Annotated in this window: 14 protein-coding genes and 1 pseudogene; 9 read left to right on the plus strand and 6 right to left on the minus strand. The window is 67.9% G+C overall.

Features of this window, described 5'->3' with window-relative positions; all coding sequences use genetic code 11:
- Window positions 1-27: 27 nt before the first annotated feature.
- The gene (locus MJ777_RS11680; protein ID WP_239375992.1) at window positions 28-1,614 is read right to left on the minus strand and encodes a hydantoinase B/oxoprolinase family protein; all 1,587 of its coding nucleotides are present in this window, start codon (window positions 1,612-1,614) and stop codon (window positions 28-30) included.
- Between the two features lie 184 nt (window positions 1,615-1,798).
- On the opposite strand from MJ777_RS11680, the gene MJ777_RS11685 reads away from it, so the two are divergent.
- Window positions 1,799-2,449 carry a nucleoside monophosphate kinase gene (locus MJ777_RS11685; RefSeq protein WP_239331960.1) on the plus strand — a complete coding sequence of 217 codons (651 nt, stop codon included), beginning with the start codon at window positions 1,799-1,801 and terminating at the stop codon, window positions 2,447-2,449.
- Window positions 2,450-2,759: 310 nt separating this feature from the next.
- Here MJ777_RS11685 and MJ777_RS22730 read toward each other — a convergent pair whose 3' ends face one another.
- Window positions 2,760-2,885: a hypothetical protein gene (locus MJ777_RS22730; RefSeq protein WP_255724051.1), complete on the minus strand. Its 126-nt coding sequence runs from the start codon at window positions 2,883-2,885 to the stop codon at window positions 2,760-2,762.
- 241 nt (window positions 2,886-3,126) lie between these two features.
- On the opposite strand from MJ777_RS22730, the gene hisS reads away from it, so the two are divergent.
- Window positions 3,127-4,452: a histidine--tRNA ligase gene (gene hisS, locus MJ777_RS11690; protein WP_239375993.1), complete on the plus strand. Its 1,326-nt coding sequence runs from the start codon at window positions 3,127-3,129 to the stop codon at window positions 4,450-4,452.
- A gap of 47 nt (window positions 4,453-4,499) precedes the next feature.
- Here the strand turns inward: hisS and MJ777_RS11695 are convergent, their stop codons facing one another.
- The gene (locus tag MJ777_RS11695; RefSeq protein ID WP_239375995.1) at window positions 4,500-6,785 is read right to left on the minus strand and encodes a hypothetical protein; all 2,286 of its coding nucleotides are present in this window, start codon (window positions 6,783-6,785) and stop codon (window positions 4,500-4,502) included.
- Between the two features lie 257 nt (window positions 6,786-7,042).
- Here MJ777_RS11695 and MJ777_RS11700 point away from each other — a divergent pair, with 257 nt between their 5' ends.
- From MJ777_RS11700 to MJ777_RS11730, 7 genes are all read left to right on the plus strand, one after another.
- A complete protein-coding gene (locus MJ777_RS11700; protein ID WP_239375997.1) occupies window positions 7,043-8,002 on the plus strand; it encodes a hypothetical protein in 960 nt (319 codons plus the stop codon).
- Between the two features lie 149 nt (window positions 8,003-8,151).
- Window positions 8,152-10,122: a hypothetical protein gene (locus tag MJ777_RS11705; protein WP_239375999.1), complete on the plus strand. Its 1,971-nt coding sequence runs from the start codon at window positions 8,152-8,154 to the stop codon at window positions 10,120-10,122.
- Window positions 10,119-12,719, plus strand: coding sequence for an RAMP superfamily CRISPR-associated protein (locus MJ777_RS11710; RefSeq protein WP_239376001.1), 2,601 nt, complete (start codon window positions 10,119-10,121; stop codon window positions 12,717-12,719). The genes MJ777_RS11705 and MJ777_RS11710 overlap by 4 nt, the downstream gene beginning before the upstream one ends.
- Window positions 12,716-14,425: an RAMP superfamily CRISPR-associated protein gene (locus MJ777_RS11715; protein ID WP_239376003.1), complete on the plus strand. Its 1,710-nt coding sequence runs from the start codon at window positions 12,716-12,718 to the stop codon at window positions 14,423-14,425. The genes MJ777_RS11710 and MJ777_RS11715 overlap by 4 nt, the downstream gene beginning before the upstream one ends.
- Window positions 14,422-15,147: a CRISPR-associated protein Csx19 gene (gene csx19 / locus MJ777_RS11720; protein WP_239376012.1), complete on the plus strand. Its 726-nt coding sequence runs from the start codon at window positions 14,422-14,424 to the stop codon at window positions 15,145-15,147. Before MJ777_RS11715 ends, csx19 begins: the two co-directional genes overlap by 4 nt.
- On the plus strand, window positions 15,144-17,966 hold the full coding sequence (locus tag MJ777_RS11725; RefSeq protein WP_239376014.1) for a TIGR03986 family CRISPR-associated RAMP protein: 2,823 nt from the start codon (window positions 15,144-15,146) through the stop codon (window positions 17,964-17,966). Before csx19 ends, MJ777_RS11725 begins: the two co-directional genes overlap by 4 nt.
- 152 nt (window positions 17,967-18,118) lie before the next feature.
- Window positions 18,119-18,610: a hypothetical protein gene (locus MJ777_RS11730; RefSeq protein WP_239376016.1), complete on the plus strand. Its 492-nt coding sequence runs from the start codon at window positions 18,119-18,121 to the stop codon at window positions 18,608-18,610.
- A gap of 42 nt (window positions 18,611-18,652) precedes the next feature.
- On the opposite strand, the gene MJ777_RS11735 is transcribed toward MJ777_RS11730, so the two are convergent.
- From MJ777_RS11735 to MJ777_RS23120, 3 genes and pseudogenes are all read right to left on the minus strand, one after another.
- Window positions 18,653-19,768, minus strand: coding sequence for a hypothetical protein (locus tag MJ777_RS11735; protein WP_239376018.1), 1,116 nt, complete (start codon window positions 19,766-19,768; stop codon window positions 18,653-18,655).
- Window positions 19,769-20,360: 592 nt separating this feature from the next.
- Complete coding sequence (locus tag MJ777_RS11740) at window positions 20,361-21,575, minus strand: WD40 repeat domain-containing protein (RefSeq protein WP_239376020.1); 1,215 nt, start codon at window positions 21,573-21,575, stop codon at window positions 20,361-20,363.
- A gap of 243 nt (window positions 21,576-21,818) precedes the next feature.
- Window positions 21,819-22,607 (minus strand): annotated as a pseudogene (locus MJ777_RS23120) (serine/threonine-protein kinase); the annotation flags it as partial.
- Window positions 22,608-23,132 lie beyond the last annotated feature (525 nt).

A 23,132-nucleotide genomic window follows, 5' to 3' on the forward strand; every position in this document is an offset into this window, starting at 1 on the left:
AACCATAACCGCATGCCGGGCGGAGGGTCACCGCGGCGCGGTCGCGCCGGGTGGGGGCGACGCCTCCCGGTTCCCCCACCCACCACCGCCGGGGGTACGGATCGTGACGACCGCGCCGGCAGTCAGCTCAAGGCTCGTCTTGGGCGCCAGCGCGGCACCGTCCACTTCGTTACGGCCCATCCCGCCCGGCCCACCGCCAGCGGCGCCCGGTGGCGCATGCCGGCGGCGATCGGTGAGCAGCGACAAGGTCGCCGGTTCCAGCACCCGGATCGACCGCACCAGCCCGGCGCCACCGGGGTGCAGCCCCGGCCCGGAGGTGGCCGGGTCCAGCTCGTAGCGTTCGACCCGCATCGGGTACTCCAGCTCCAGCGCCTCGATCGGAGTGTTCAGGGTGTTGGTCATCCCGACGTGCACACCGGACGGCCCCGGTCCGCGCGAGGACGCGCCCTGGCCGCCGCCCAACGTCTCGTAGTACGTCCACCCACGCCCACCGATGACCACATTGTTCATCGTGCCCTGGCCCTGCGCGGGCAGGCTCGCCCGCGAGCCCGCCGTTGCCGGCTGGGCGGCGACGGCCTGGGCGAGAGCCGTGAGCACCGTGTCCGCGATCCGCTGGGAGGTCTCGACGTTGCCGGCGACCACCGCCGAGGGCCGGCGCGCGTCCACCAGCGACCCGGGCTCGGTCAGCACCGTGAGCGGCGCGTAGGTGCCGTCGTTGGCCGGGACGTCGTCGGGTAGCAGCACCCGCAACGCGAAACAGCAGGCCGACCGGGTGACCGCGCGTGGGCAGTTCACGTTGCCGGGTACCGCCGCCGCCGTTCCCGCGAAGTCGACGGTCAGCGCGTCCCCCTCGATCGTCACGGTCACCCGGATCGGGATGTCGTCGTCCCCCGCGCCGTCACCCTCGACCTCGCCGGCAGCGGTGTACCGGCCGGCCGGCAGACCCGCGATCACTGCTCGGCTCCGCCGTTCGCCATAGGCCAGCACCTCGGTGAACGCCGCCAGCACCACGGGCAGGCCGCGGCGTTCGACCAGCCCGGCCAGGCGGATGCCGGCGAGCCGGTTCGCGGCGGCCTGCGCGCGCAGGTCGCCCCGCCGCAGCTCGGGGGTCCGGGAGTTCGCACAGATCAACTCAAGGATGTCGGCCTGCCACACGCCGTCGGCGACAAGCCGCACCGGTGGGATGATGAGGCCCTCCGCGTAGATCTCCCGCGAGTCGGCCGGCATCGACCCGGGCCGCATCCCGCCCACGTCCGAATGGTGCGCGCGGGTCGCGGCATAGGCGATGATCTCGCCCTCCGCCGCCAGCGGCGAGACGAGGGTGATGTCGGGCAGATGGTTCCCCCCGGTGAACGGGTCGTTGAGCACCCACACGTCACCGGGCGCGGCACCGCGCTCGGACACGGCACGCACCGACTCGTACATCGCGCCGAGGTGCACCGGAACATGGGCGGCCTGGGCGACCATCCGCCCAGCCGCGTCGAACAGGGCGGCGGAGCAGTCCCGGCGTTCCTTGATGTTGGACGAGTAGGCGCTGCGGACCAGCAGGGTCCCCGTCTCCTCGGCGATACCGGCCAGCGCGCTCGCCAGCACCGACAACGTCACCGGATCCATCTCGTCCTCCGTTCTGCTCGCCGTGCCCGATCACAAACCCGCGCCCGATCACGCGCTCATGCCCGATCACAGATGTTCCGCGTTCGCGCTGGCGCCCTGCTGCCTGCCAATATCCAGGACACCCGCGCCGACGCATCCGGCGACTATCGTGACGGCTGACACCAGGTATGGCCGGAGGTTGGATGTGCGCAAGTTCGTCATCATGGGCGTCCAGGGAAGCGGGAAGGGCACACAGGCGAAAATGCTCGCTGATGAGCTTGATCTCGTCCATATCAGTGTGGGTGACATATTTCGCTGGAACGTACAGAGTCACACCAAACTGGGTGCCCAGGTCAAACGGATCGTCGCCAGCGGCCACCTGGTCGGGGACGATCTGGTCGAATCTGTCGTCCGCGAACGCCTCGCCAGCCACGACTGGAACTACGGATTCATCATCGACGGTTTCCCGCGCAACGCCCGCCAGGCCGAGTTCTTCCTGGAAAGCTACGACATCGACGGCGTGATCTACCTGGATCTCCCCGATGAGGAGGTCTACCGCAGAGTGCTCGCCAGACGGCTGTGCTCACGGTGCGGGCTGGACTACAACCTCATCGCCAGCCGCCCGCGGGCCGCGGACACCTGTGACGTCTGCGGCGGCCAGCTGCTGACCCGTTCGGATGACAACCCCGAGGCCCTCGGGGTCCGCCTTCGCGAATATCACGAGAAGACCCGGCCGGTGATGGAGATCTTCCAGCGTAAGGAGTACGTGGCGGTCATCGACGCCCGGCATCAGGCCGTCGACGTACAGGCCGAGATCCGCGAGCACTTCGATCTGCCTAAGAGCGACCGACAATAGGGGACGCGGCGTCGCGGGGCTGGGGCACGCACCTCACCGCATCGCTCCCCATCCATCGCTGCGCGATGCACGGGTACCCCGGCTCGTCGGTCGCCACCCAACACCTCCGGTGACTCCCTCCGCCGCCTCGCGATGCACGCACCCCAGCCCCGCTCCTTGATCCACGCCCCTATTGCCGGGCGCTCTAAGTTCGCGCTGTCGTGAACGGCCGGCCGCCCGCGGCTGTGAAGGAGCGGCCAGACCAAAGGCCGCGCGATCATAACTCTTCACGCGCGGCCGGCGGCCTCAGGAAATCAAGAGGTGACGTGGGCTAGAAACCACCGGGAACGGCGAGGTTCACCAGGGACGAGAAGTTGCGGAAGAACAGCTCAAGAAAATGACCGAAAGTAAGCATTCGATCAACGACCTCCTTGTGGTGGGCAGCATATTTAATCACACATCGTGCAAATTCCAATACACAGAGTAGCCAAAAAATCTGGGATTGGCAGCGACCGCGCTGGGCGTGTTGACATTCGGCGCTGCGGGGATGCCGGACGTCCCGGTCCGGCCGGATACCCGCCCTCAGCTGCCCCCAGCCACCCGCATGCGGCCAGTCCCGCCGATCATCATGCGCGGGATACGGTACGGGCTGCGTACCGTGCCAGAAGCACGGCGCCGCGAGAGGAGAGAAGTTCTCGATGAGCGACGAGCAGCTCGTCCGACCCGCGCTGGTCAGCGGGTTCCCCGAATGGCTGCCGGAGGTCAGGCTGGTCGAGCAGCGCTGGCTCGACGAGATCCGCCAGGGGTTCGAGCGCTACGGCTTCTGCTCGGTCGAGACCCCGTCCGTCGAGGCCCTTGAGGTTCTGCTGGCCAAGGGCGAGACGTCCCAGGAGGTCTACACGCTGCGCCGGCTCCAGGCTGAGATCGCCGACGGCGGCGACGGCGATGCCCGGCTCGGCCTGCACTTCGACCTGACCGTGCCGTTCGCCCGCTACGTCGCCGCGCACTTCAACGACCTGGTCTTCCCGCTCAAGCGCTACCAGATACAGCGGGTCTGGCGGGGCGAGCGCCCGCAGGAGGGGCGCTACCGCGAGTTCACCCAGTGCGACATCGATGTCATCAACGTCGACCACGTTCCGCTGCACTTCGACGCCGAGCTTCCCCGGATCATTCACGAGATCCTGACCGGCCTGGACATCCCCGCCTGGTCGATCAATATCAACAACCGGAAGGTGCTACAGGGCTTCTACCGCGGCCTGGGCATCGACGATCCGCTCGCCGTCATCCGGATCGCGGACAAGATTGACAAGGTGGGCGCGGCCGGCGTCGAGAAGCTGCTTGCCACGCGCCTCGAGCTGACGTCCGCACAGATCAGGTCTTGTCTGGATCTCGCCCACATCCGCGGCCGCGACGCGAGTGTCGCCGATGACATCCGCCGTCTCGGTGTCACCTCCGAACTGCTGGCCGAAGGCCTCGACGAGCTGTCCTTCGTCCTGGCCGAGCTGTCGGACCTGCCTGCGGGCAGCGTCGTGGCGGATCTCTCCATCGCCCGCGGCCTGGACTACTACACCGGCACCGTCTACGAGGGAAAGTTCGTCGACTGGCCCGACTACGGCAGCATCTGCTCGGGCGGCCGGTACGCCGACCTCGCCGGCTCCTTCATCCGCCGGCACCTGCCCGGGATCGGGATGTCCATCGGGCTCACCCGGATCTTCGCTAAGCTCGTGGCCGAAGGCCGCCTGCGCACCGGCCCGAGCTGCCCCAGCGACGTGCTGGTCGTCATCCCGAGCGACGCCCGCCGCGCCGAGGCGGGCGCCACCGCGGCCCTGCTGCGCAACCGCGGTTACAACGTCGAGGTCTACCACCAGGCCGACAAGCTGGGGAAACAGATCCGTTATGCCTCCCGCAAGGGCATCCCGTTCGTCTGGTTCCCCCCCTTCGAGGACGGCAAGCCGCACGAGGTCAAGGACATGGCCGGCGGCGAACAGGTCACCGCCGACCCACGGACCTGGGTCCGCCCCTGACCTGACGCCGCACCGGAGACTAGGCGGCCTCAGGCCGGCGCAACGGCTCAGCCCGACGCGATGAACGCCCCGAGCTCCCTCTTGAGCGACTCGAGTTCATCGACCAGCACGTTGTCCCAGGTGTCCGGCAGCCCCTGCCCGTTCACCATCACGTGCTCACTCAGGCCTTTGCACAGATCCTCCAGGCAGTCACGCAACGGCGGCAGTTTGGGAGCCTCCTTTCTACGGTCGGCCCTCTCTTTCCTCTCCTTGCCGTGTACTGCTGGACTGTCGTTGCGGTATTCATTAAGATAATAGGCCGCAAGAATATACTGCGCATTTTTTTTATTTTTTAGCGTGTACCATCCAGTGTCGCCATTCTTACCCAGCGTCCCTTCGCAGAGGACCGCGGCACGCATCGCGCAACCCCATAGATCGCTGTCGGCAAGCGTCTGGACAAGTTTGAGCCGGGCCCGCAGCAGCAGAAGCGACGCATTTTCGTAATCAGCAATCCCGATGGAGGCGAGCCAATCCGGTTCGATACCACTTTCCGCATCGCCATCAGCCGACCGTTGCCCGCATGCCAGGACAAGTGACAACCTTCTCACCCGGACGGCGAGCGGACGCAGCCTCGGCGACCCCCGGTCGAGCAGTGTGGCCGCGGCGCTAGTATCCAGGCACTCAAGTGCGGAAACCGCCACCTCGGCCAGTCCGGAGTCACCGATGACACGGTTGAGAACCGCATCTGGGTCAACATCTATATATGTTTCATCCAGAGCGGGCACAGGATTTCTCATCTTACGCCGCAGCTCGACCAGACGGGCCGGGCAGGCTGCCCGCAAAGCCCATTCAAGACCGGCCAGCAGAAGCGCAAGAATCTGCGGTTTCGGTCCCGGCCCCACAGCGATGTGGATTTTATCGACCGCATCAAGATTGCCTTCGGCGGCAAGGGCTTCCTGAACATTCGATCGAATCCATTCAAGATCATCAAAATTAATGCCGCATTCCAGCAGAACCCGACAGTCAACATTCTTGGCCCGCGCTTTCTCCTCCCACAGCCGACCGACAAGCGCAGATTCCGCGGAGACGACGATCCGGATCACCGGTTCGACGTCGTCCCCTCGCATCCAGTCGATGAGCGCGTCCAACCGAGGCGTCGGCGGGTTGTCGCCCTCGACCTGGTCGGTACTACCCATCGCGATGAGGATAAGTTCACGTTTGTCACCGAGATAGGGCCACCGTGCATAACCGAGGCCCTCTATCTCCTCATCAACGAGCGGCAGATCACCTCGATCCCGCAGAAACTGGCGGATGCTATCGCTATTGGATGCGCCACCATGCGCAAGGCTGTTAGCAGCGCCTTCAGCATTCCCGATCTCTGGATCGGCCAACACGGTAAGCGCATCAACGGGAAATTTTCGGCTACGACACTCCTTCAACAGGTCGCAGATCTCCGTAGGAGACCATTTCTTCGGCCGTTCGAAGCGCCCCTTGATTATCTTGTCAAGACGTTCGCACAGTGTGCCGTCCGTGATCCCGGCGTTATCCCGAACGGCGAGAGCCCGTACATAGGCTTCGAGCCAGGCACGGAAGAGAAAACCGTCGATCGCCTCATCCCGGTCGATCCGTTCCAGGAGTACCCGGGCGAGGTCCACCGCCGAGCCGTACGTGGTCTCGGTCACAAGGATCTGGCGATTCAACCGATCCTGCCAGAAATCAGCATTGTCCGGATCGCGTTTGAGCATAGGTGAATAGAACCGGTGCCGAACGAGCCAGCGATCAGCGTTTTCGGTGGGCAGCTGCTGGCTGAGCCGGATCCGCTTCACGCCACCGCCAGCGAGAGACAGAACGAGCCGCGGCTCCACATTGGCTTCGAGAATGCCGGCCACCAGTCCGAACGCGCCGTTGGTCGCGCCTCCCCCAAAAGGAAGGTCGACCGCGGGTATCACCCCGTCCGCACGCATCGTCAATAGACGGTCACGAATTGCCGCACGGACGCCGGACATGTGCGGAGCGCTGACCTCCAGCAGCTCAACGGCACCCGGCTGGAAGCGGACGCCGTACAGGCCCTCACATTCCAACCGTTCTTTTATCGCCGCGCCGAGCGGACGGGTGAAGTTCTCGTCAGGGGCCGGACCGGCCTGTGGCCTGGTCACGACGAAAACAACCCGGTCGTAGTGTGGGGCACCAGCCGCGAACACCGCCACCAGCGGCGGGCGCCGTGGGTCGGCGCTCTCCGTCAACATGCGGGCCGCCTCTGACGGGTCCGCCGCGACCAGCTCGTCGAGCTTTTTGGTGAACTCTGGCCCGGGACGGGTGCCGAGATCGGCGGCGCCGACCATGTGGACGAGCACATGACCGGCGCCTGTTGACGGCTGTTCACTGATGATTGTCATTTTCACCTTCCGTGGACGGCGATCGATCCTCCACGGGTCTCTGACGGACGAGCCACCGGCCTCTGGGCCGCATCCGTCCGCTCCCCCCTGGCGCAAGGATGACAGCGTGAAGATTCACCGCCGTAGCGGGGATACCCGCACCGCCAGGCACGTCCGTCAGGAGATGGTGTTGGCGGCCGTCAGGGGGACGGCGCCGGATCGGGAGGCGGCAGATAATGAGCGACGGGGCGACGGACCAGCACGGCGAGCACACCGTGACGATCGGTGCTGTGCGGGTGGTGGTGGCCCTTGGCCGGGTCGTGCCGCTGCGCGAGCTGCCCCCCTACAGCATCGCGCTGGACGGGCTGGTGCAGGGACCACAACTCGATCTCGACGGGCACCGGCTGAGCTTCGACCACCACGGCGACTGCGTACGGCTGGTGACCTCGGCGACCTGCCGGCAGGTGCTGGACGCGCTGTTGCTCGGGCTCGACCCGAGCGCCTACACCGTCTACGTCAACGACATCGACGCCGACACCGCGCTCGCGGTGGCGCTGCTGGCTCATCCCGCATGGGTCGCCCCCGCGTCCGCCCCCGCGCCCGCACACGCCCAGCGTGTCCGGGCGCTGGTGGAGACCGTCGGCAGCCGGGACGCGCACGGCCCCGCCTACCCGGTGGCCGATCCGGCGCTGCTCGCCGAGTTCGCCGCGAGCGTCCCGCTGCCGCGCCGGCACGCCCCGGTGGGTGACCCCGCGCGGGTGCTCGCCGGCTGCGTCACGGCAATCGCCGAGCTGATCACCCGCGTGCCCGCGACGAACGAGCGGCCTGCCGCGCCGACCCGCCGGGAGCCGACCTTCACTGTCACCCACACCGGCACCGGCTGGGTGATGGCCACCAGCGCTGGTGACGGCTTCGACCCGGTCTACGCGGCCGGACACACCCGCGCGGTGCTGTGGCGGCGGCTACCGGACTCCTCGATCGTCTACACGATCGGGCGGCGCAGCGACCTCGTCGACCGCTTCCCGGTCGGCCCGGCGAACGAGCCGGGGACGATCCTCGCCGCGCTGGCGGCCCGTGAACCCGGCTGGGGTGGCGGTACCTCCGTGGGCGGGGCGCCCCGCCATCCCGACGGTTCCCGCAGCGCGCTAACCCCGGACGAGGTCTTCGCGGTCGTCGAGGCCGTCATCCGTCAGTAACGGGCACGGGGGGTTGTCGGTCCCGCCGCCGCGAGCGGGCCACGGCTGGGACCGACAGTCTGTCTCATCCGTCAGAGGTGGGTGTAAGCACGAACCACTGACGTGGTTAGCGTTCACGCCCTGTTTCGGGGGAACAGAAAGGACACCGGATGGGCCTCACCTGCCACGTCGTCCTCATCGAGACGTCGGGAAACCAGGCATTCATCTTCGAGACCACCAAACGGCGCGAGAACGTCGGCGCGTCCGAGCTCATCGACGGCCTTCGGCAGTGGGTGTGCGACGCGCTGACCACCGAGTTCAGCGGCTTCAACCTGGACTGGCGGATCAGCAACGGCCAGCCCGCGCAGCTGCTGGTGAACGCGGCCGGCAGCGCCAAGATCGTCGTCCGCGACCGGGAAAGAGGGAAAGCGCTGGTGAGCCAGGTCACCGCACGGGCGCTGCGGGCCGCCCCGGGCCTGGACGTGTGCGGTGTCGTCGGAGAGTGCTTCGACTGGGCCGGCGTCCACGAAGAGGAGGGACAATTGCCCATCAGCATGCTGGCCAGGCGGTGCCGCGACGCCCACGAATCGCTGCCACTGGTCAAGAGCGGCCGGCCCGGAGCGACGAGCCGGTTCCTACGCATCCCGATCGTGGACGAGTGCGCCGCCAGCGGCCTGCCCGCCCACGACGTGGTCTTTGAGGGTGGCGGCCCGCGGTCCCGCCAGCCCCGGTCGCGTCCCAGCCAGGCCAAACGCGCCGCGCAGGACGCCGGGTTCACCCGACTCGCCCGGTACGCGCACATCTCAAAGGATGCGCTGGAGAAGGTCGCGGACCATTTGGAGGAGGTTCCGGACTGGGTCGCCGTCATCCACGCGGACGGCAACAGCCTCGGCCAGCTGATCACGGATCTCGGCAACAGGCCCGAGGGCGCGCCGGCCGACGGCCAACTGTCCGCGGGTTCAGCCGTCGACGACACCGACCGGAAAACACCCAGCGACCGGTACGCCGATGCCCTCGGCCCGTTTTCGGTGGCCGTTCAGGAATGCACGGTCGCCGCCTTCACAAAGGCGCTGGAGCACTGCGAACGGGTTCTCCCCCCAGGGCATGACGTGGCCGGCGCCATGCCCGTCCTGCCGCTGGTTCTCGGCGGGGACGACCTCACGGTGATCTGCGCTGGCTCCATTTCGCTGGCCTTCACCGAGGCGTATCTCACCGCCTTCGAGGAGGAGACCCGTAACAAGGATGTGCTGGGCGGCGGGCTCACCGCGTGCGCCGGGGTGGCCGTCGTCAAGCCGCACTTCCCGTTCTCCGCCGCCTACGACCTGGCCGAGGAACTGACCAAGGAAGCGAAGAAGACCGTCAAGCGGTACTCGCTGGGTGATGAACAGGCCGAAGGCTCACGGACCGCGGAGCCGTCGGACAGGACGCGACCACGACCACGACCACGGGCGTCCGCGTTCTCCTTCCACGTCCAATATGACAGCGGGGGCAGCGACCCGGAGCATCTGCGGGAACGCATGCGGGTCCCGCCCGGCGCCGCCGACCTCGCGGCCGAGCCTGACGCCAAAAAGCGGCCGAAGCTGCGTGCCCTGCTGTACGCCCAGCCCTACATCGTCACCCGCGACATGCGCGAACCGTGGACGCGGGGCCGCCACTGGGACGACCTCATCCGGCGGGCCGCGGCGCTGATCGACACTGTCGACGAACCCGACAGCGCGCAGGAATCCGGTGAACGCAAACTGCCGACCAACCAGATGCACGACCTGCGAGAGGCGTTGTTCTCCGGGCGGGACGTAGCCGACGGCCGGTTCCGCCAGTTGCTTCGCCACTATCACGATTATCACGATCGGGGGCTCGCCCTTTTCGCCGCGGACGGTTCCGCCCCGGACGGCTTGACCGCAGGCCCGCCGGACGGCCCGACCGTGGATCCGGAGACGGCATCACTGTTCTGGCGTATAAGCGCGCGCGGTCTGGACAGCGGCCAGCCGTGCGACATCGCCGAACCGCCGGTGACGGGCCTGCTCGACGCGATGAACGCGGTCCGTCTGATGGGAGACCTGCCGGACCGGCACAACCAGGAGGTCAAGGCGGGTCGCACACGGGAGGCAAGCAGGCAAGAGACAAGGGGGATTCCGGCATGACGAGAACAACCACGGCGGGCGAGCTGGCCCTGCGGCTGACCCTGCACCTGGACAGTGACTGGCACTGCGGCACGGGCCTGGGCATCCCCGGCGGGATCGACAAGCTGGTCAACACCGACCACGACGGCCTGCCGTTCGTGCCCGGCAAGACCCTGACCGGAGTCTGGCGGGACGCCTGCGAGCTGGTCGCCGCCGCGCTCGACGGCTCAGCCGGAACCTCAGCCGGAACCTCAGCCGGAGCCTCAGCCGAGGCCGTCGACGAGCCAGCTCACAGTTGGCATGCCTGGGTCGACTTCCTCTTCGGTAGCCAACCAGTCCTGACCGGCGCCGACCAACCCGCGCGGCACGAGCCGCGCCCGGCTGCGGTGTCTGTCCGCCCGGCCCGGTACCCGGCGGCGCTCTGCGCCGCGCTGCGACCGGCCGGACGGCGCGCGCTGCGCGACGCGGCCACCTTCGTCCGCCCCGGCGTGAAGATCGATCCGTATACCGGACGGGCCGCGGACAAGTTCCTCCGCTTCGAGCAGATGGCGCGTTCCGGCGCGGAGCTGACCGCCACCGCCACGCTCACCGACTGGTCGGATACAGCTACCGGTACGGACACAGGTACGGACACGGGCTCGGGCCTGGACGACGACGGCCGCCGGGCCGCCGCGGCGGTGCTGCTCCTCGGCGCGCGCCTGGTCGAGTCCATCGGCGGTAAGCGTCGCCGGGGCGCGGGCCGCTGCCGCCTGGAGGTGGCCGCCACCGGAGCCGGAGCCGCGATCGGCCCGCCGCTGCCGGCGCTCGACAGCCTGGTCACCTGGCTGCGGGCACGCGACGGCGTCGCCCCGCCCGTGCCTCCCGCCCGCGTCGAGACGCCGACCTCGGCTGATCCCGACCATTCGGGCGAGACCGGCTGGGAGATCATCGAGCTGCGACTGAACCTCGACACGCCCTTGATCGTCCAGGACCGCGCTGTCGGCAACGCCGTGCGGTCGCTGCGATTCGTGCCCGGCTCGCTGCTGCTGCCCGCCGTCCTGCGACGGCTGGGTGCGGTGCCCGGCTGGGACCCGGCCGGGCTGGCCCGTGCCGGCGATCTCGTTGTCACGAACGCGACCGTCGACGTGGACGGTACGCGGGGCCGGCCGCTGCCGCGCACCTGGTTCCACGCGAAGGAAGACAAAAAGGCGGCCGTGAACCGGCTGGTCGACAATCCGCGGGAGTCCGGTGCCGCCGCGAAGCCCTACAAGAACGACTACGTCAGCGCGTCACCCGCGTCACCCGCGTCGGGCGAGGCGGAGCCGGTCACGGTGAGTGCTCGCACACCAGAGCTGACCATCCACACGCACAATGTCATCGACGACTCCCAGCAGCGGCCCACCTCCGCGCTGGTCGGCCTGTACACCTATCAGGCGCTCGCGGCCGGCTCCGTGCTGCGGGCGCAGGTCAGGGTGCGCGCAGGCCTGCTGCCCGACGGCGCTCACGCGGCGCTGGCGGGCGCCTGGGCGCTCGGCCGCTCCGCGAAGGACGACTACGGGCAGGTCAGCGTGACCGTCGAAGGGCCACCGGCAGCGTGGGCGACGACCAGCACGGGCGCGGCCGGGCTCGGCGACACCTCGACGATCATCGTCTGGCTGCTGTCGGACCTCCTGATCCGCGACAAGCGGCTACGCCCGTCCACCGACCCCGTCGTGTTCGCGGAGCAGCTCGGTGCCGCACTGGGCGTGTCACTCACCCTCGCAGCGGACACGTCGGATGGTTCGGATGGCCTGCTGCGGCGGGTTACCGCGACCCGGCGGGCCGAATCGTGGCAGCGCGCCTGGGGCCGGCCTCGTCCGACCCTGCTGGGGCTCGCCGCGGGCAGCGTGTTGACCTTCACCGCCGACCCGCCGCCATCCCCGGAGAAGCTGGCCGCCGTACAGGCCGCCGGGATCGGTGAACGCACCGCCGAGGGGTTCGGCCAGCTCGCTGTCAACGACCCGCTGTTGGTGCTGCGGCCCGGCCGCCTCGACGACGACACATCGGACGGCGGCACATCGGACGGCGGCAGCCGGCCAGGCCCCGATGGTGGGTCCGCGACGCCGTTCGTCCCGCCGCGGGAGAAGGTCGCGTACGCGATGGCGCAGCTCATCGAGCGGGAGGCGTGGCGGGCGCACATCCAACGGGAGGCGGCCGCCATTGCCGCCACCAGTGATGGGCGCGGCAAGATCCTCGGTCTCACGACCAACGGCACGGACGGCGGGGTGAATCCGACCCAGCTCGGCGGGCTGCGCGACGTCCTGACCCGGCTGGAGGAAGGCGACGAGATCGCCTACTGGCTGAAGCGGCTGTCGGCCGACCGCTGGCCGGTTCCGGTCCGTACGAAAGTCACCCAGCTGCTCACGAAAAAATCCGAGGTGTGGCCGCAGCTGCGCCTCGGCCCGGGATCCGCCCAGAGCGTGGCGGACACATTAATCATGACTGACGGCGGGGCCGACCGGCTGCGTGCCGACACCGAACTGTGGGCCGAAGCCGTTCGCACGCTGGTCACGGCCTGCCTGACCGCGCACCGCCGGGCCGCGCACCGCGCCGGGGCCGCGGCCAACCACGCCGACACCCTCGAGGACGTGACGAGATGAGCCAACCAAAGGTGGACACACCGGCGGCACGGACCGGACGGCCGATGGTGCGGCGCCTGCGGGTGCGCGGCTGGCTGCGGCTGGAGACCCCGCTGCATGTCGGTGGCCTCGGCGGTGACCCGTCCGTTGACCTGGCACTCGCCCTGGACGGGCGGTCCCGCCTGTACGTGCCGGGCACGAGCCTCGCGGGAGCGCTGCGTGCCTTCGCCGAACGGTCCATCGCCAGTGAGGAGGTTCTCGACGGCATCTGGGGCAACGTCCCGCAGAACGTCTCGGACGCCGGGTGGGCAAGCCGGATCATCGTTCATGACGGCCTGGTCACCGCCGACACCGATCCGGGTACGCCGTTGCCGCGGTCACGGGTCGAGGCGCGCTCAGGCATCGGCATCGACCGGGTGTCGGGCGCGGTCGCGCACGGCTTCCTCTACGGCCGGGCGGTGCTCCCCCGTGGCGCCTACCTGCGCCTTGAGCTCGATCTGGAATCCCCCCTGAAGGACCGCGATGCCGACCCGGCGACGGCGATGCTCGGCGAGCTGCTCCTCGCCCTGGATGACGGTGATATCCGGCTCGGCGCGGCCCGCACCCGCGGTCTCGGCTCGGTCGTCCTCGCGGGAAAGCCAGAGATCGTCGAACAGCGTTTCGACAGCCTGGACGGGCTCCTCGACGCGCTCGGCCTGGTGACGACCCCGGAAACCCCGGAAGCCCCGCTACTCAAGCCGCGGAGTCCTGGCAACAGGAAGACGGATGCCGGGCTGCTCAGCGTGAAGATCACCTGGTGCCCGGCCTCACCGGTGATGGTGCGCAGTGGGGTCGACGGCTTCGCGATCAACGCGCTACCCCTGGTCAGCGGGGTCGAAGATAATGATCAAGTCGCACTCGTCCTGCCCGGAAGTTCGATCAAGGGCGCGCTGCGTTCGCACGCGGAGAGCATTGAGCGGACCGCCCGCGGCGTCGACGCCCCCCATCCGCTGGAAGCACAGGCCGGGCCTGCGAGATCGGAGCGGTTCCGGGCGCAGCTCGACCAGCTCACCGCCGTCAACGCCCTGTTCGGCTCCGCCGGCAAGGCGGACACCGACGACATAGCACCGCGCTGGGGGGTCGGAGCGCTCGGTGCCGACGACTGCTACTCCAAGCAGCCGATTCCCGGGCATGTGTGGCGCGCGTTGAACGGTGCGCACGTCGAGGGCCTAACCACCCCGCCGACGAATCAGCCGCTGCGATCGTGGGAGAAGAGCCGGGCCCGCGTCGAAGGCCCCGTCCGCAAGAAGCTCGAACAGTTCGGGATGGACGAGGCCAACCATGTCGCGATCGACAGGTGGACGGGTGGCGCCGCCGACAAACGCCTCTTCAGCACACTGGAACCGCATCACGTCGGCTGGCAGCAGCTGAAACTGACTGTGGACCTGCGGCGGTTGCGCCAGTTCGCCCAGGAGGACCTGGACAAACCCGCTCTCGCGCTGCTGCTGTTCGTCCTTCGGGACCTGTGCGCCGGGCGGGTGCGGTTCGGGTACGGCGTCAACCGCGGTCACGGCGACATCACCGTGAAAGCCATCGAGGTCAGCGGCTTTCCCGCAGCCAGAACCACCTACAACAATCTTGACGAGCTGCTCGCGGAACCAGCTGTCGCCGAATGCGCTCAGAGCTGGCGGGACTACCTCGATCGTGACCAGCGCGACCAGGACCATGAGAACGGGAGCCGAGCATGACGGCCGACACGAGCGTGACCCTCTACTCCGCCACATCCGAAAAGATCGCACTGGCCGACGCGATCCGCCTGATCGGCCTGGGCGGTGACACCGGTGACACCGGTGACACCGTGGCGCTGCTGGCAAGCCCGCAGGCGTACACGGTGGCCCGGCTGTCCGCTGGTCGCCTCACCGACTCCGAGAAGCCGATCGAGCTTCCTGCTGCCGGGTCCGATGCCGTGTTCGAAGCCCGGATCTTCAACCGGGACGCCGAGCTGCGCTGGCTGCACACGGGCAACGGCGTCGGCACCGCGGTCATCCTCTCGGAATCCCCGGATCCGTGCGCCCCGTTCACCGAGCCCCTCGACCTGCTGACGGCTGTTGACACGATCGAAAACAGGTACCTGCTGTGGGGCCGGCCGCTAGCTCGGTCGCTGCCTCCACGCGATGAGCCCAGCTCTTCCGCGGTCCAGGCCGCCGGGCCCCGGTGGGTCCGCCTGGCTGAGGCCCGGATCGGCCTGCTCGACGTGCCACTACCGCGGGCACCCCGCATGGACGAATGCGTCTACCTGCGAACTGTCGAGTATGTGACCACTGAGTCTGAGCACGGCAACGCCAGTGTCACCGAGGAGCGTCTCGTCGAGCTGTTCCTCGCGCTGCCCAGCCAGTCCGACACCACCAGCAGCAACGGCACCAGCACCCATGGCCCGCAGTCCCGACGTCTCCCGGAGGCGACCAGATGAGCAGCCGATTCGGCACGATCGCATGGAAGACGACCGCGGACGGCGCCCGCAAGCTCGTCATCATCGAGGACGGCGCGGGTGCGCGGCGCTTCGAACGCCGTTTCCTGGACGAGGCGCTGGCCGGGCTGAGCGATGACGATCTCGCTGACCGGTCCGTCGAGTTCGACTGGACGGGCGGCCGGGCCAAGCGCATCCGGGCCAAGGGCACCGCCGCCACGGTTGTGGCCGCATCCTGGCCTGCCGCGACGCCCACCCCGCAGCCCGCCCGAACGCCCGACCGACCTGTGGCCCGCCAGCCCCCACGGCACATGGCACCGGCGCGGCCGGCCAGACAGGCGACCACCGCCGGACGCCAGCGGGAGACGCCGTACCGCGCACCGGATCCGCTGAACGCGTTCATCAACCCGTACGGGTTCATCCCGGCACCGCAGCGCGACCAGTCGCATGAGGCGCTCGGCGACGTGGGCGGCACCCTGACCGACCGCGGACGCCTGTCCGGACATGATCGGCTCCGGGCGGACCGCTGGTCGGGCACGATCGGCGTCACCCTCACGGTCGCCACGCCGCTGCTGCTCCTGGACACCGCCGGTGTCACCCCCGACAAGGACGGGCATGCAACCTACGGCGTCCTGGAACGGATGGTGCCCCCGGGCGCTGGTAAGGGTAAGGCGGAGAGCCGCCCGCACCTGCCGTCGACGAGCGTGAAGGGCATGCTGCGCAGCGCCTACGAGGCCGTGACCAACTCTCGCTTCGGCGTGTTCACCGGCCACGACGCCCGGCTGGGCTACCGGATGGCCGCCCGCGACGGGCTCGCGTCCATCCCGGCGCGCGTCATCGGCAATGGCGAGACCGCCGAGATCGAACTGCTGCCCGGGACGACGCCCGCGGGCCACCAGGGCCGGCATGGTGCACCGATGCACGCGGCCTGGCTGCCGGCCTACTGGACGCCGGAGGGGTCGAAGCACGTCCGCTCTGACCAGAGCGATTTCAATATCGTGATGCCGGACGGCTCACGGCCTGAGCACGGCACCAAGGTGCGGGCGTACATCCAGCTCGTCCAGCATCACCGGTGGGACCGCCGGTCGGACACGCATACGCCGGACTTCCAGCTGTGGTGGGTGCGTTCGCTCGCCGAGCCCGGCCAGGAACCACCTCGGGTGCCACTGCGGACGTCAAAACAGAAAAGGGCGTCATGGTACGAGCCGATCGGCCCGGCGAAGGTTGTCGACGGCTGGGTGTGTGTGACGAACCGGAACATCGACCGCAAGCATGACGAGCGGGTCTTCTTCTACGATGCCGACGACGACCTGCGGGAAACATTTGAGCTGGATGAGCGGTTGCACCGCATCTGGCACGACATCATCCTCGGCTATCGCAACGCACATCGGCCCGGTGAACTCAAGGCGCCCACTGACGCGAAGGGGGCGGCTGACGCGAAGCCGGCGCCCGTGTCGAGTCGCCATCTACTCCTGCACGACGATGTGAAACCGACGAAGCTCGCCGACGGCGACCTGCTCTACGTCCGGCTGGATGCCCGCGGTGAGATCGACAGCCTGTATCCAGTGACGATCGCGCGAGAGTTGTTCAGCGTCGCGCCGATCAACCTGCTCGATCGCTCGCTACGGCCCGCGGACACGATCAGCGAGCTGTCCCCGGCGGACCGGGTGTTCGGCTGGGTCCGTACCGAGGACCGCAGCACCGGCGACCGCGACAGCAGCGAGGGGGGTGACCCCGCCGGTGCTTGGCGGGGCAGCCTGCGGATAGGACCGGTCGTCTGCGGCCAGTCGTCGAAGGCGGCCGTGGAACGCTTCGAGGGCCGTGGCTTGCCGCTGGCGATCCTCGGTCAGCCCAAGCCTGGCCAGGGCCGTTTCTACATCGGAACCGAACGGGCCGGCCACCCTGCGCCGCTGCCCTCCGGGCTGCCCAAGGCAGACTGGTTCGTCTCCACCGGGCGGATGTTGCGCGGCCGAAAGGTCTACCCGCACCACGCGGGCCTACCGAAGGGTTACTGGAAGGAGCCGACAACCGATCGCACCCAGAAACTGGACGGCGGCCGTTACCAGGAATACCGCCGGCCGCGGAAGTCGACCGTGGCCGACGACTCCCGCGCGAACCCGTTGAACCGCGACGGAACCGCCTTTGCCACGCAGCACTCAGGCGGGGTGAAGGACGAGAACCGGAACGACCAGAACCGGTCCGTGAACGGCTGGGTCCGCCCCGGGACGACGTTCACCTTCACCGTCGACGTCCGCAACCTCAGCGAGGTCGAGCTGGGCGCGCTGCTGTGGCTGCTCGACCTCGACAACGCGTGCTCCACCGGTGATGGCGCTGCCCCAGGTGATGGCCCGCGTCGGTTCCACCGGTTGGGCCTGGGCAAGCCGCTGGGTTTCGGCAGCGTCCAACTCACCGTTGACCCCGCCCGGACGGATCTTCGCACCGGCCAGTCGTGGGCCGAGTACTACCAGTCGCTCGGGCCGGAGCAACGCCCGCAGGACGGTTTTCCGGCGCAGGCCCGGGACAGCGTTGACACCTTCAAGAAAGCCGTCGCTCCCGCGGGCCGGTTTGACGACGTCCCGCACATCAGAGCCTTCCTCGCCGCATCGACCGGTGACCCGTCGGTGCCGGTGCACTATCCACGGGTGCGGCCGAACGGCCTGCGGGTCGATGTCCCGGTGCCGCCCGACCCGCGGGGCCGCTCGTTCGAGTGGTTCGTCCAGAACGAGCGTCTTCAGGAGCCTGACCGCGGCGTGAGCCTGCCCGACCTCGCTGCCGGCGCTCTGCCCCTGCCCTTGCCCATCCACCCCGCGAAGGAGCGGTGACCAACCGATAGCTCAACAAAGCACGAGTGGAAGGCCAGCATGGATCGAACCATGGCAAAACGGACGTTCGATATGCGTCGGCTTTCCACTCGTCCACGACGCCCGTGGTGTCATGGCTGTGACCTGGTGAATCAGCGGAGGGGGGAGGGCGGATGGGCGCAGAGGCGAGTGTGCTGGCGGCGCTGGCCGGCGTCCCGTCCGCGTCCCGGCACCTGCGGGGCAGTTTCGGGCCTGCCACCCTGCGGCTGGCCGGCGCACGGGCGATTCTCGAACTCGATGACGGCCGCCCTCCCCCACTGCGACTGACCTGGACCGACCGGCCGGACCAGCCGGTCGGCACCCGGGTCGCGGGGCTGTTGCGCACCAACGGAACGGCTGCGTTCGAACGGCTTGAGCTGCTGCGGATCGCCGGCCGCAGAAAGATCACAGATCCACCGCCGGCACCGGGAACATCGGACGCACCGCGGTCGGTCCGGGCCACCGCGGTGGACGACGGGATCCGCATCGAGATCGTCTCCCAGGCTACGGACCACGACCAGCTCCGTGCCGGCGACCCCGCCACACGAAGCGTGGTGCTGTCCACGGCCCAAGCACATGATCTTGCGGAACTGTTGGAAGCATGGGCCGCGCTGCCGGCATCCTGACCATTGTCGACATCAGCATCATTGTCGACATCGGCGCCGGCATCACGCCGCCCGCCCATCGAGGCCGCGGAGCAGGAGGTCGACCCAACCGACGCCCGCCGCGGCAACGAGACGAACAAGCCGGGTGACCTCAGCCCAGGCGTGCTCGGTGTCCAACCGCAACTGCCGCCGGACGACCGCGACGACATCGCGCCCCTTGCCGTACGCGGCGTCGACGATCGCCCGCAGTGCCCCGACCACATCCGGGTTGGACCGAAGCTCGACGATGATCGCGTTCCGTGGAACACTCGCGTCCGCTTCTGCCACCCAGATGTCCTCCGGGGATGGCATGTGCCCACCGGAGATCTCGCCAGGCGCGGTCCGCGCCAGGGGCACGGCCACGGCCCGCTCGTAGAAATCGCGGTTGTGCTGGCGCAGCAGCGCGAGAGAACGCTGGAGCCGCTCGGCCACCTCAACTGCCGTAAGCCCGAACTTCAGTTCCATGGACGGCAGGGAGTACGGGTCGGTGATCTCATCACGAATTCCCAGCAGAAACTCGATGAGGATGTCTCGGCTGACCAGATCAACGCGCAACGGCGCGGCCCACACGGCCTTGCCGATTGCCGTCTCCGGACGGGTCGGCAGGCCACGTTCGTCGGCCGATTCCCGGCGCACGGTCGGCACGATCCGCCCAGCGGTCGGGTAATGGATGAGCTGTGCCCAGGCGGCGCGCAGCCAGCCGAGCCCGGCCGGGCTCGCCTCGCGGGGCACGAAATCGCGCAGCATGGCGCCAACGGCTGAAGCGTCCTCCAGCTCGGCATCAGGGGCGAGAATATGATCACAAATGACGCGCCATTCACGGATCTCCTGGCCCGCATTGTGGCTACGGGGTGACACCGTCGGCACCTGGCCGGCAAGCGCCTGACGCAACACCCGAAAGCCGCTCATGAGGTGGTCCGTCCACAGCTTCATGCAGCGGTGGCACAGCGGTTCGGTGGACACGTCGGTGACGCTGAACAGCGGCGTGCGCTCAGGGCAGCAGGCGCAGGTGCCAGGCTTGGCACGGTGAACACCGCGGACCACCTGCGCCCACAACGGCGGGCCGACAAACTCCGAAAAGGCCAGGAACGCGATCTCGTCGTTCGCGCTTGCAATGTCGGCGATGGTCAGGGTGCTCATCGGTCCTCCTGTGATGGGCATGCCGAACCACAGATGGAACGGCGGCAACTCGACGCCATGTAGACGCCACAGCACCCAGAAGGCCTGGATGCTTCACAGGGGACCGAGATTGAAAAGATCCTGGTCATCAGTCGGGCAGTACCCGACCTGGGCCACGCGCTACGTGCGCTGGCCGTGGACGAAACGTACGGGAAGCATGAAAGGGCTGTCAACACCGGCTGAATACCTGACGGATCGCCTTGAGCTACCTGCCGGTCTGGGGCATCTATCAAGCCCCTTCCCCACAGGCCTCCGATTTTGATCTTCACTTATCCCCCTGTGATCATCAAGATGGAGAACAGACCAGAGTAGAGGGCACCGAAACGCGGCATCCACGGGGGTAGCCGTCGGCGCAATACCGTGCGTAGAGTACGCAACTGAAAACTGAAAGTAATCGGCTGGAAGCAAGCCGTCCCAGCAGGCGAGACCTTGGAGACGTCCAGCGCAGCGGCACCCGGGCCATCACGCGCCACAGCCGACCGCCCCCCGGTCGCTTCCCCCGCCACGTTCATGGGCATGAAGCCTGGACGGGCTCACCGGGAAGGTTCGCCGCCTATTCTTCGTCCGTGATCCGGGCGGCCTTGTCCTTGCACAGCCTGGCCGCGATCGCGACCGGATCGAGATTCCACAGCTGAACGCCGCCGCCGCGTACCGCCGTCGCGAGCAGCAGACCATCCGCGCTGGTCGCGAGGCCCGCGCCGCCGCTCCCCCGGACATCCAGGAATCCCAGCGATGTCGGTTCCGCCATGCCGCTGACATCCCACAGGCGAATTGCTCCCGCGCTGTTCCCCGCGACCACCACCGTGTCACGCCCACCGAACATGACGCTGTCGATCTCTCCGTCCTGACCACGAAAAAGATGCTTGCTGATCCTGGCCGCAGGATCTGTGGAATCTGTGAGATCCCATATCGTAAACTTTCCAGAAACGGTTCCCGTAGCAATTCTTTCCCCGTCCCGGCTGAAGGCGAGACTGGTGACCGCCTCAGCCTCGTCCAAAACCAGCGACACCGGCTTGTCCACAGCGTCGTGGGTCCACAGCAGGACGACACCGTTTTTGCCCCCGCCAGCCAGTCGTCGAGCATCCGGGCTCAACGCGACACTTGTCGTGGCTGTTCGCTGGTCCAGGGGGTCTACCCACGAAGAGCCGTAGCCGGTCTTCCATAGTTCGATCCGGGTGCCCCGGGCAAGCGCAACGGCCGGTACCGGTGTGCCATCCTCCGACCATGTACCGACAGCAAGTCCGGAGACATCCGCGGCGGTCCGCGGATCGGCTGAAGAAATCATACGGGGTTGCGACAGTCCGGCGAGATCCCACAAAAAAACGGACTTCAGGGTCCCGGCGACCAGCGTCCGGCCGTCCGCTCCGAAGGCAAGGCGGAAAATTCGTTCGTTCGACGCATCGACATGCAGCGGGGAGAGGATTTCTCGCGGCGCGGCGAGCTCGGCAAGGCTGAAAATTCGGACGGTGTTGACGCTGGCCACCGCCAGCTGCCGACCATCCGGGCTCAACGCGACTCTGGTCGCGTCGTCCACGCCGACAGCGGCGGAACCGGCGACAAAACTGTAACGGACGAGGCCGGCGCAGGAAGCGGGTGACGGCGCGAGGCGATAGGTGACAAGATCCAGCTTACGAGCAAGATCCGGATTGCTCGCACGCAGCTTGTTCGCCGTTTCCCGCACCCGGTCGGCCGTATTCGCCGGGTGCTGTGCCCGCCCTGCCAGACCGTCCCAGGTGGCAGCCGCACAAGCGGTCGGCGGTGGCGACACAGTCGTCTTTCCTCGCAGCGATGCGAGCACGACCCCGGCGATCAAAGCCAGTACGCACGCGTACCCGGCGACGAAGCCCAGCCCTTTCCCGCGCCGAGGCCGAGACCGGGATCGGGCTCGGGGCCGGGGCAGGGGCCGGGATCGCGGGCGTTGATCTGACAGCCGTTCCAGCTGTCGGACCTCGGTGGGCATGTCATGTGGGTCCGCCGCGGCCCCGATACTACTAAGATCTTTTAGCAGGGTCCTGACCAGAGGCCGCGCACTCGGTTCCGTCTGTAATGCCTGCCTGACCAGGCCGCGCAACGGCTGCCGCAAGGCACCCAGGTAAGGCTCATCGTTTCGGTCAGTCAGCCCTGGCTCAGCGAAAGGATAACGCCCGGTAGCGGCCTTGACCACCACACAGGCCCAAGCCCATACGTCACACGGCTTCCCCACATTTTTTCCAGCCCACTGCTCAGGCGCCATTGTCGTCGGGGTCCCCGGCCGTTCTCCAACACTCGTGATGGTCGAGTCGTCAACCGATTTGGAAATTCCCAGGTCGATCAGATAAGGACCCCCTGGTGACAATACGATATTCGACGGCTTGATATCACGGTGCACGATTCCGATCTCATGGAGAGCGTCAATAGCAACTAACAGATTGTGCGCGAGCCGCCGTAGCTCGGGAGGAGCGAGGAGAATTCCGCAATCGTTCAAATTCGGCCCGTTGATGAACTCGGTGACCATGTAAGGATCGCCAGAGTCCCGATCACTCCCATGGGCTAGCACAGCTGGTGTGTAAGGGCTTCTGACGCGGCTTGCGTTCTTAATCTCACGCCGAAATCTTGCCCGGAACCGCCATCCACCCGAACCCCGATGTCGGGGTAGTATGGTTTTAAGCGCCACCGATGTGCCGTTTTCATCCTCAGCCAGATAAACGACGCCCATACCACCCTCGCCGAGCCGGCCACGCAGACGATAGCCGCCTATCGTTTCCGGGTCCTCCGGCCGCAGCGGCTCACGCGCGCCGCCGAGAAAGTGTTGGCCGCTCACACTGAAACCCCACTCGCCGGACCGTCGACGGTCCGCGCAGCGCCGAAATTCGAGCGGTCGCGTAGCATCCGCCAGCGCACGCCAACAAGCCGCATCCGTTCACCCCCCGTGCCGGACGTTCTAATGAGTGGGCACCCTACCCTGCCCAGGCGCCGCATCCTACGGGCGGCCTTTCCGAACACGGTTTATCATCGTTTCCCCAACGCCGGGCCGACTGCCCTCGGCACGGCGACATCTGTGGTCTACGCTCCGAGCACAACTTACGGGGGGTTGCCATGTGGGATTCTCTTTGTTTGCTGGCCAGCCAAGAAGGTCCCATCGACTGGCCCGGTCCATGTTCAACAGAGCGGTCAGCGAGCCTGGACGTGATCACTTAGAGCGCCCGAGGATAGGGCGTTCGATCAGTGAGCGGCTCATCCGTGCCCGGTCCGGCAAGGCGGCGGAGGAAGGCGCCCTGGTGGTGGGCGCCGACTGACGACAACGCGGCCGGGCGGGATGCGGGGAGCCGCGAGCCGGACAGTCCTA

It is taken from the genome of Protofrankia sp. Cj5 (assembly GCF_917627405.1).
In the GTDB taxonomy this organism is placed as follows: Bacteria; Actinomycetota; Actinomycetes; order Frankiales; family Frankiaceae; genus Protofrankia.

Excerpts from the sequence above, each read along its gene's own strand:
- MJ777_RS11715 (WP_239376003.1), top strand. The coding sequence starts at position 12,716 with ATGAGCCAACCAAAGGTGGACACACCGGCGGCACGGACCGGACGGCCG.
- MJ777_RS11700 (WP_239375997.1), top strand. The coding sequence starts at position 7,043 with ATGAGCGACGGGGCGACGGACCAGCACGGCGAGCACACCGTGACGATC.
- MJ777_RS11680 (WP_239375992.1), bottom strand. The coding sequence starts at position 1,614 with ATGGATCCGGTGACGTTGTCGGTGCTGGCGAGCGCGCTGGCCGGTATC.
- MJ777_RS11730 (WP_239376016.1), top strand. The coding sequence starts at position 18,119 with ATGGGCGCAGAGGCGAGTGTGCTGGCGGCGCTGGCCGGCGTCCCGTCC.
- MJ777_RS11725 (WP_239376014.1), top strand. The coding sequence starts at position 15,144 with ATGAGCAGCCGATTCGGCACGATCGCATGGAAGACGACCGCGGACGGC.
- hisS (WP_239375993.1), top strand. The coding sequence starts at position 3,127 with ATGAGCGACGAGCAGCTCGTCCGACCCGCGCTGGTCAGCGGGTTCCCC.
- csx19 (WP_239376012.1), top strand. The coding sequence starts at position 14,422 with ATGACGGCCGACACGAGCGTGACCCTCTACTCCGCCACATCCGAAAAG.
- MJ777_RS11710 (WP_239376001.1), top strand. The coding sequence starts at position 10,119 with ATGACGAGAACAACCACGGCGGGCGAGCTGGCCCTGCGGCTGACCCTG.
- MJ777_RS11735 (WP_239376018.1), bottom strand. The coding sequence starts at position 19,768 with ATGAGCACCCTGACCATCGCCGACATTGCAAGCGCGAACGACGAGATC.
- MJ777_RS11705 (WP_239375999.1), top strand. The coding sequence starts at position 8,152 with ATGGGCCTCACCTGCCACGTCGTCCTCATCGAGACGTCGGGAAACCAG.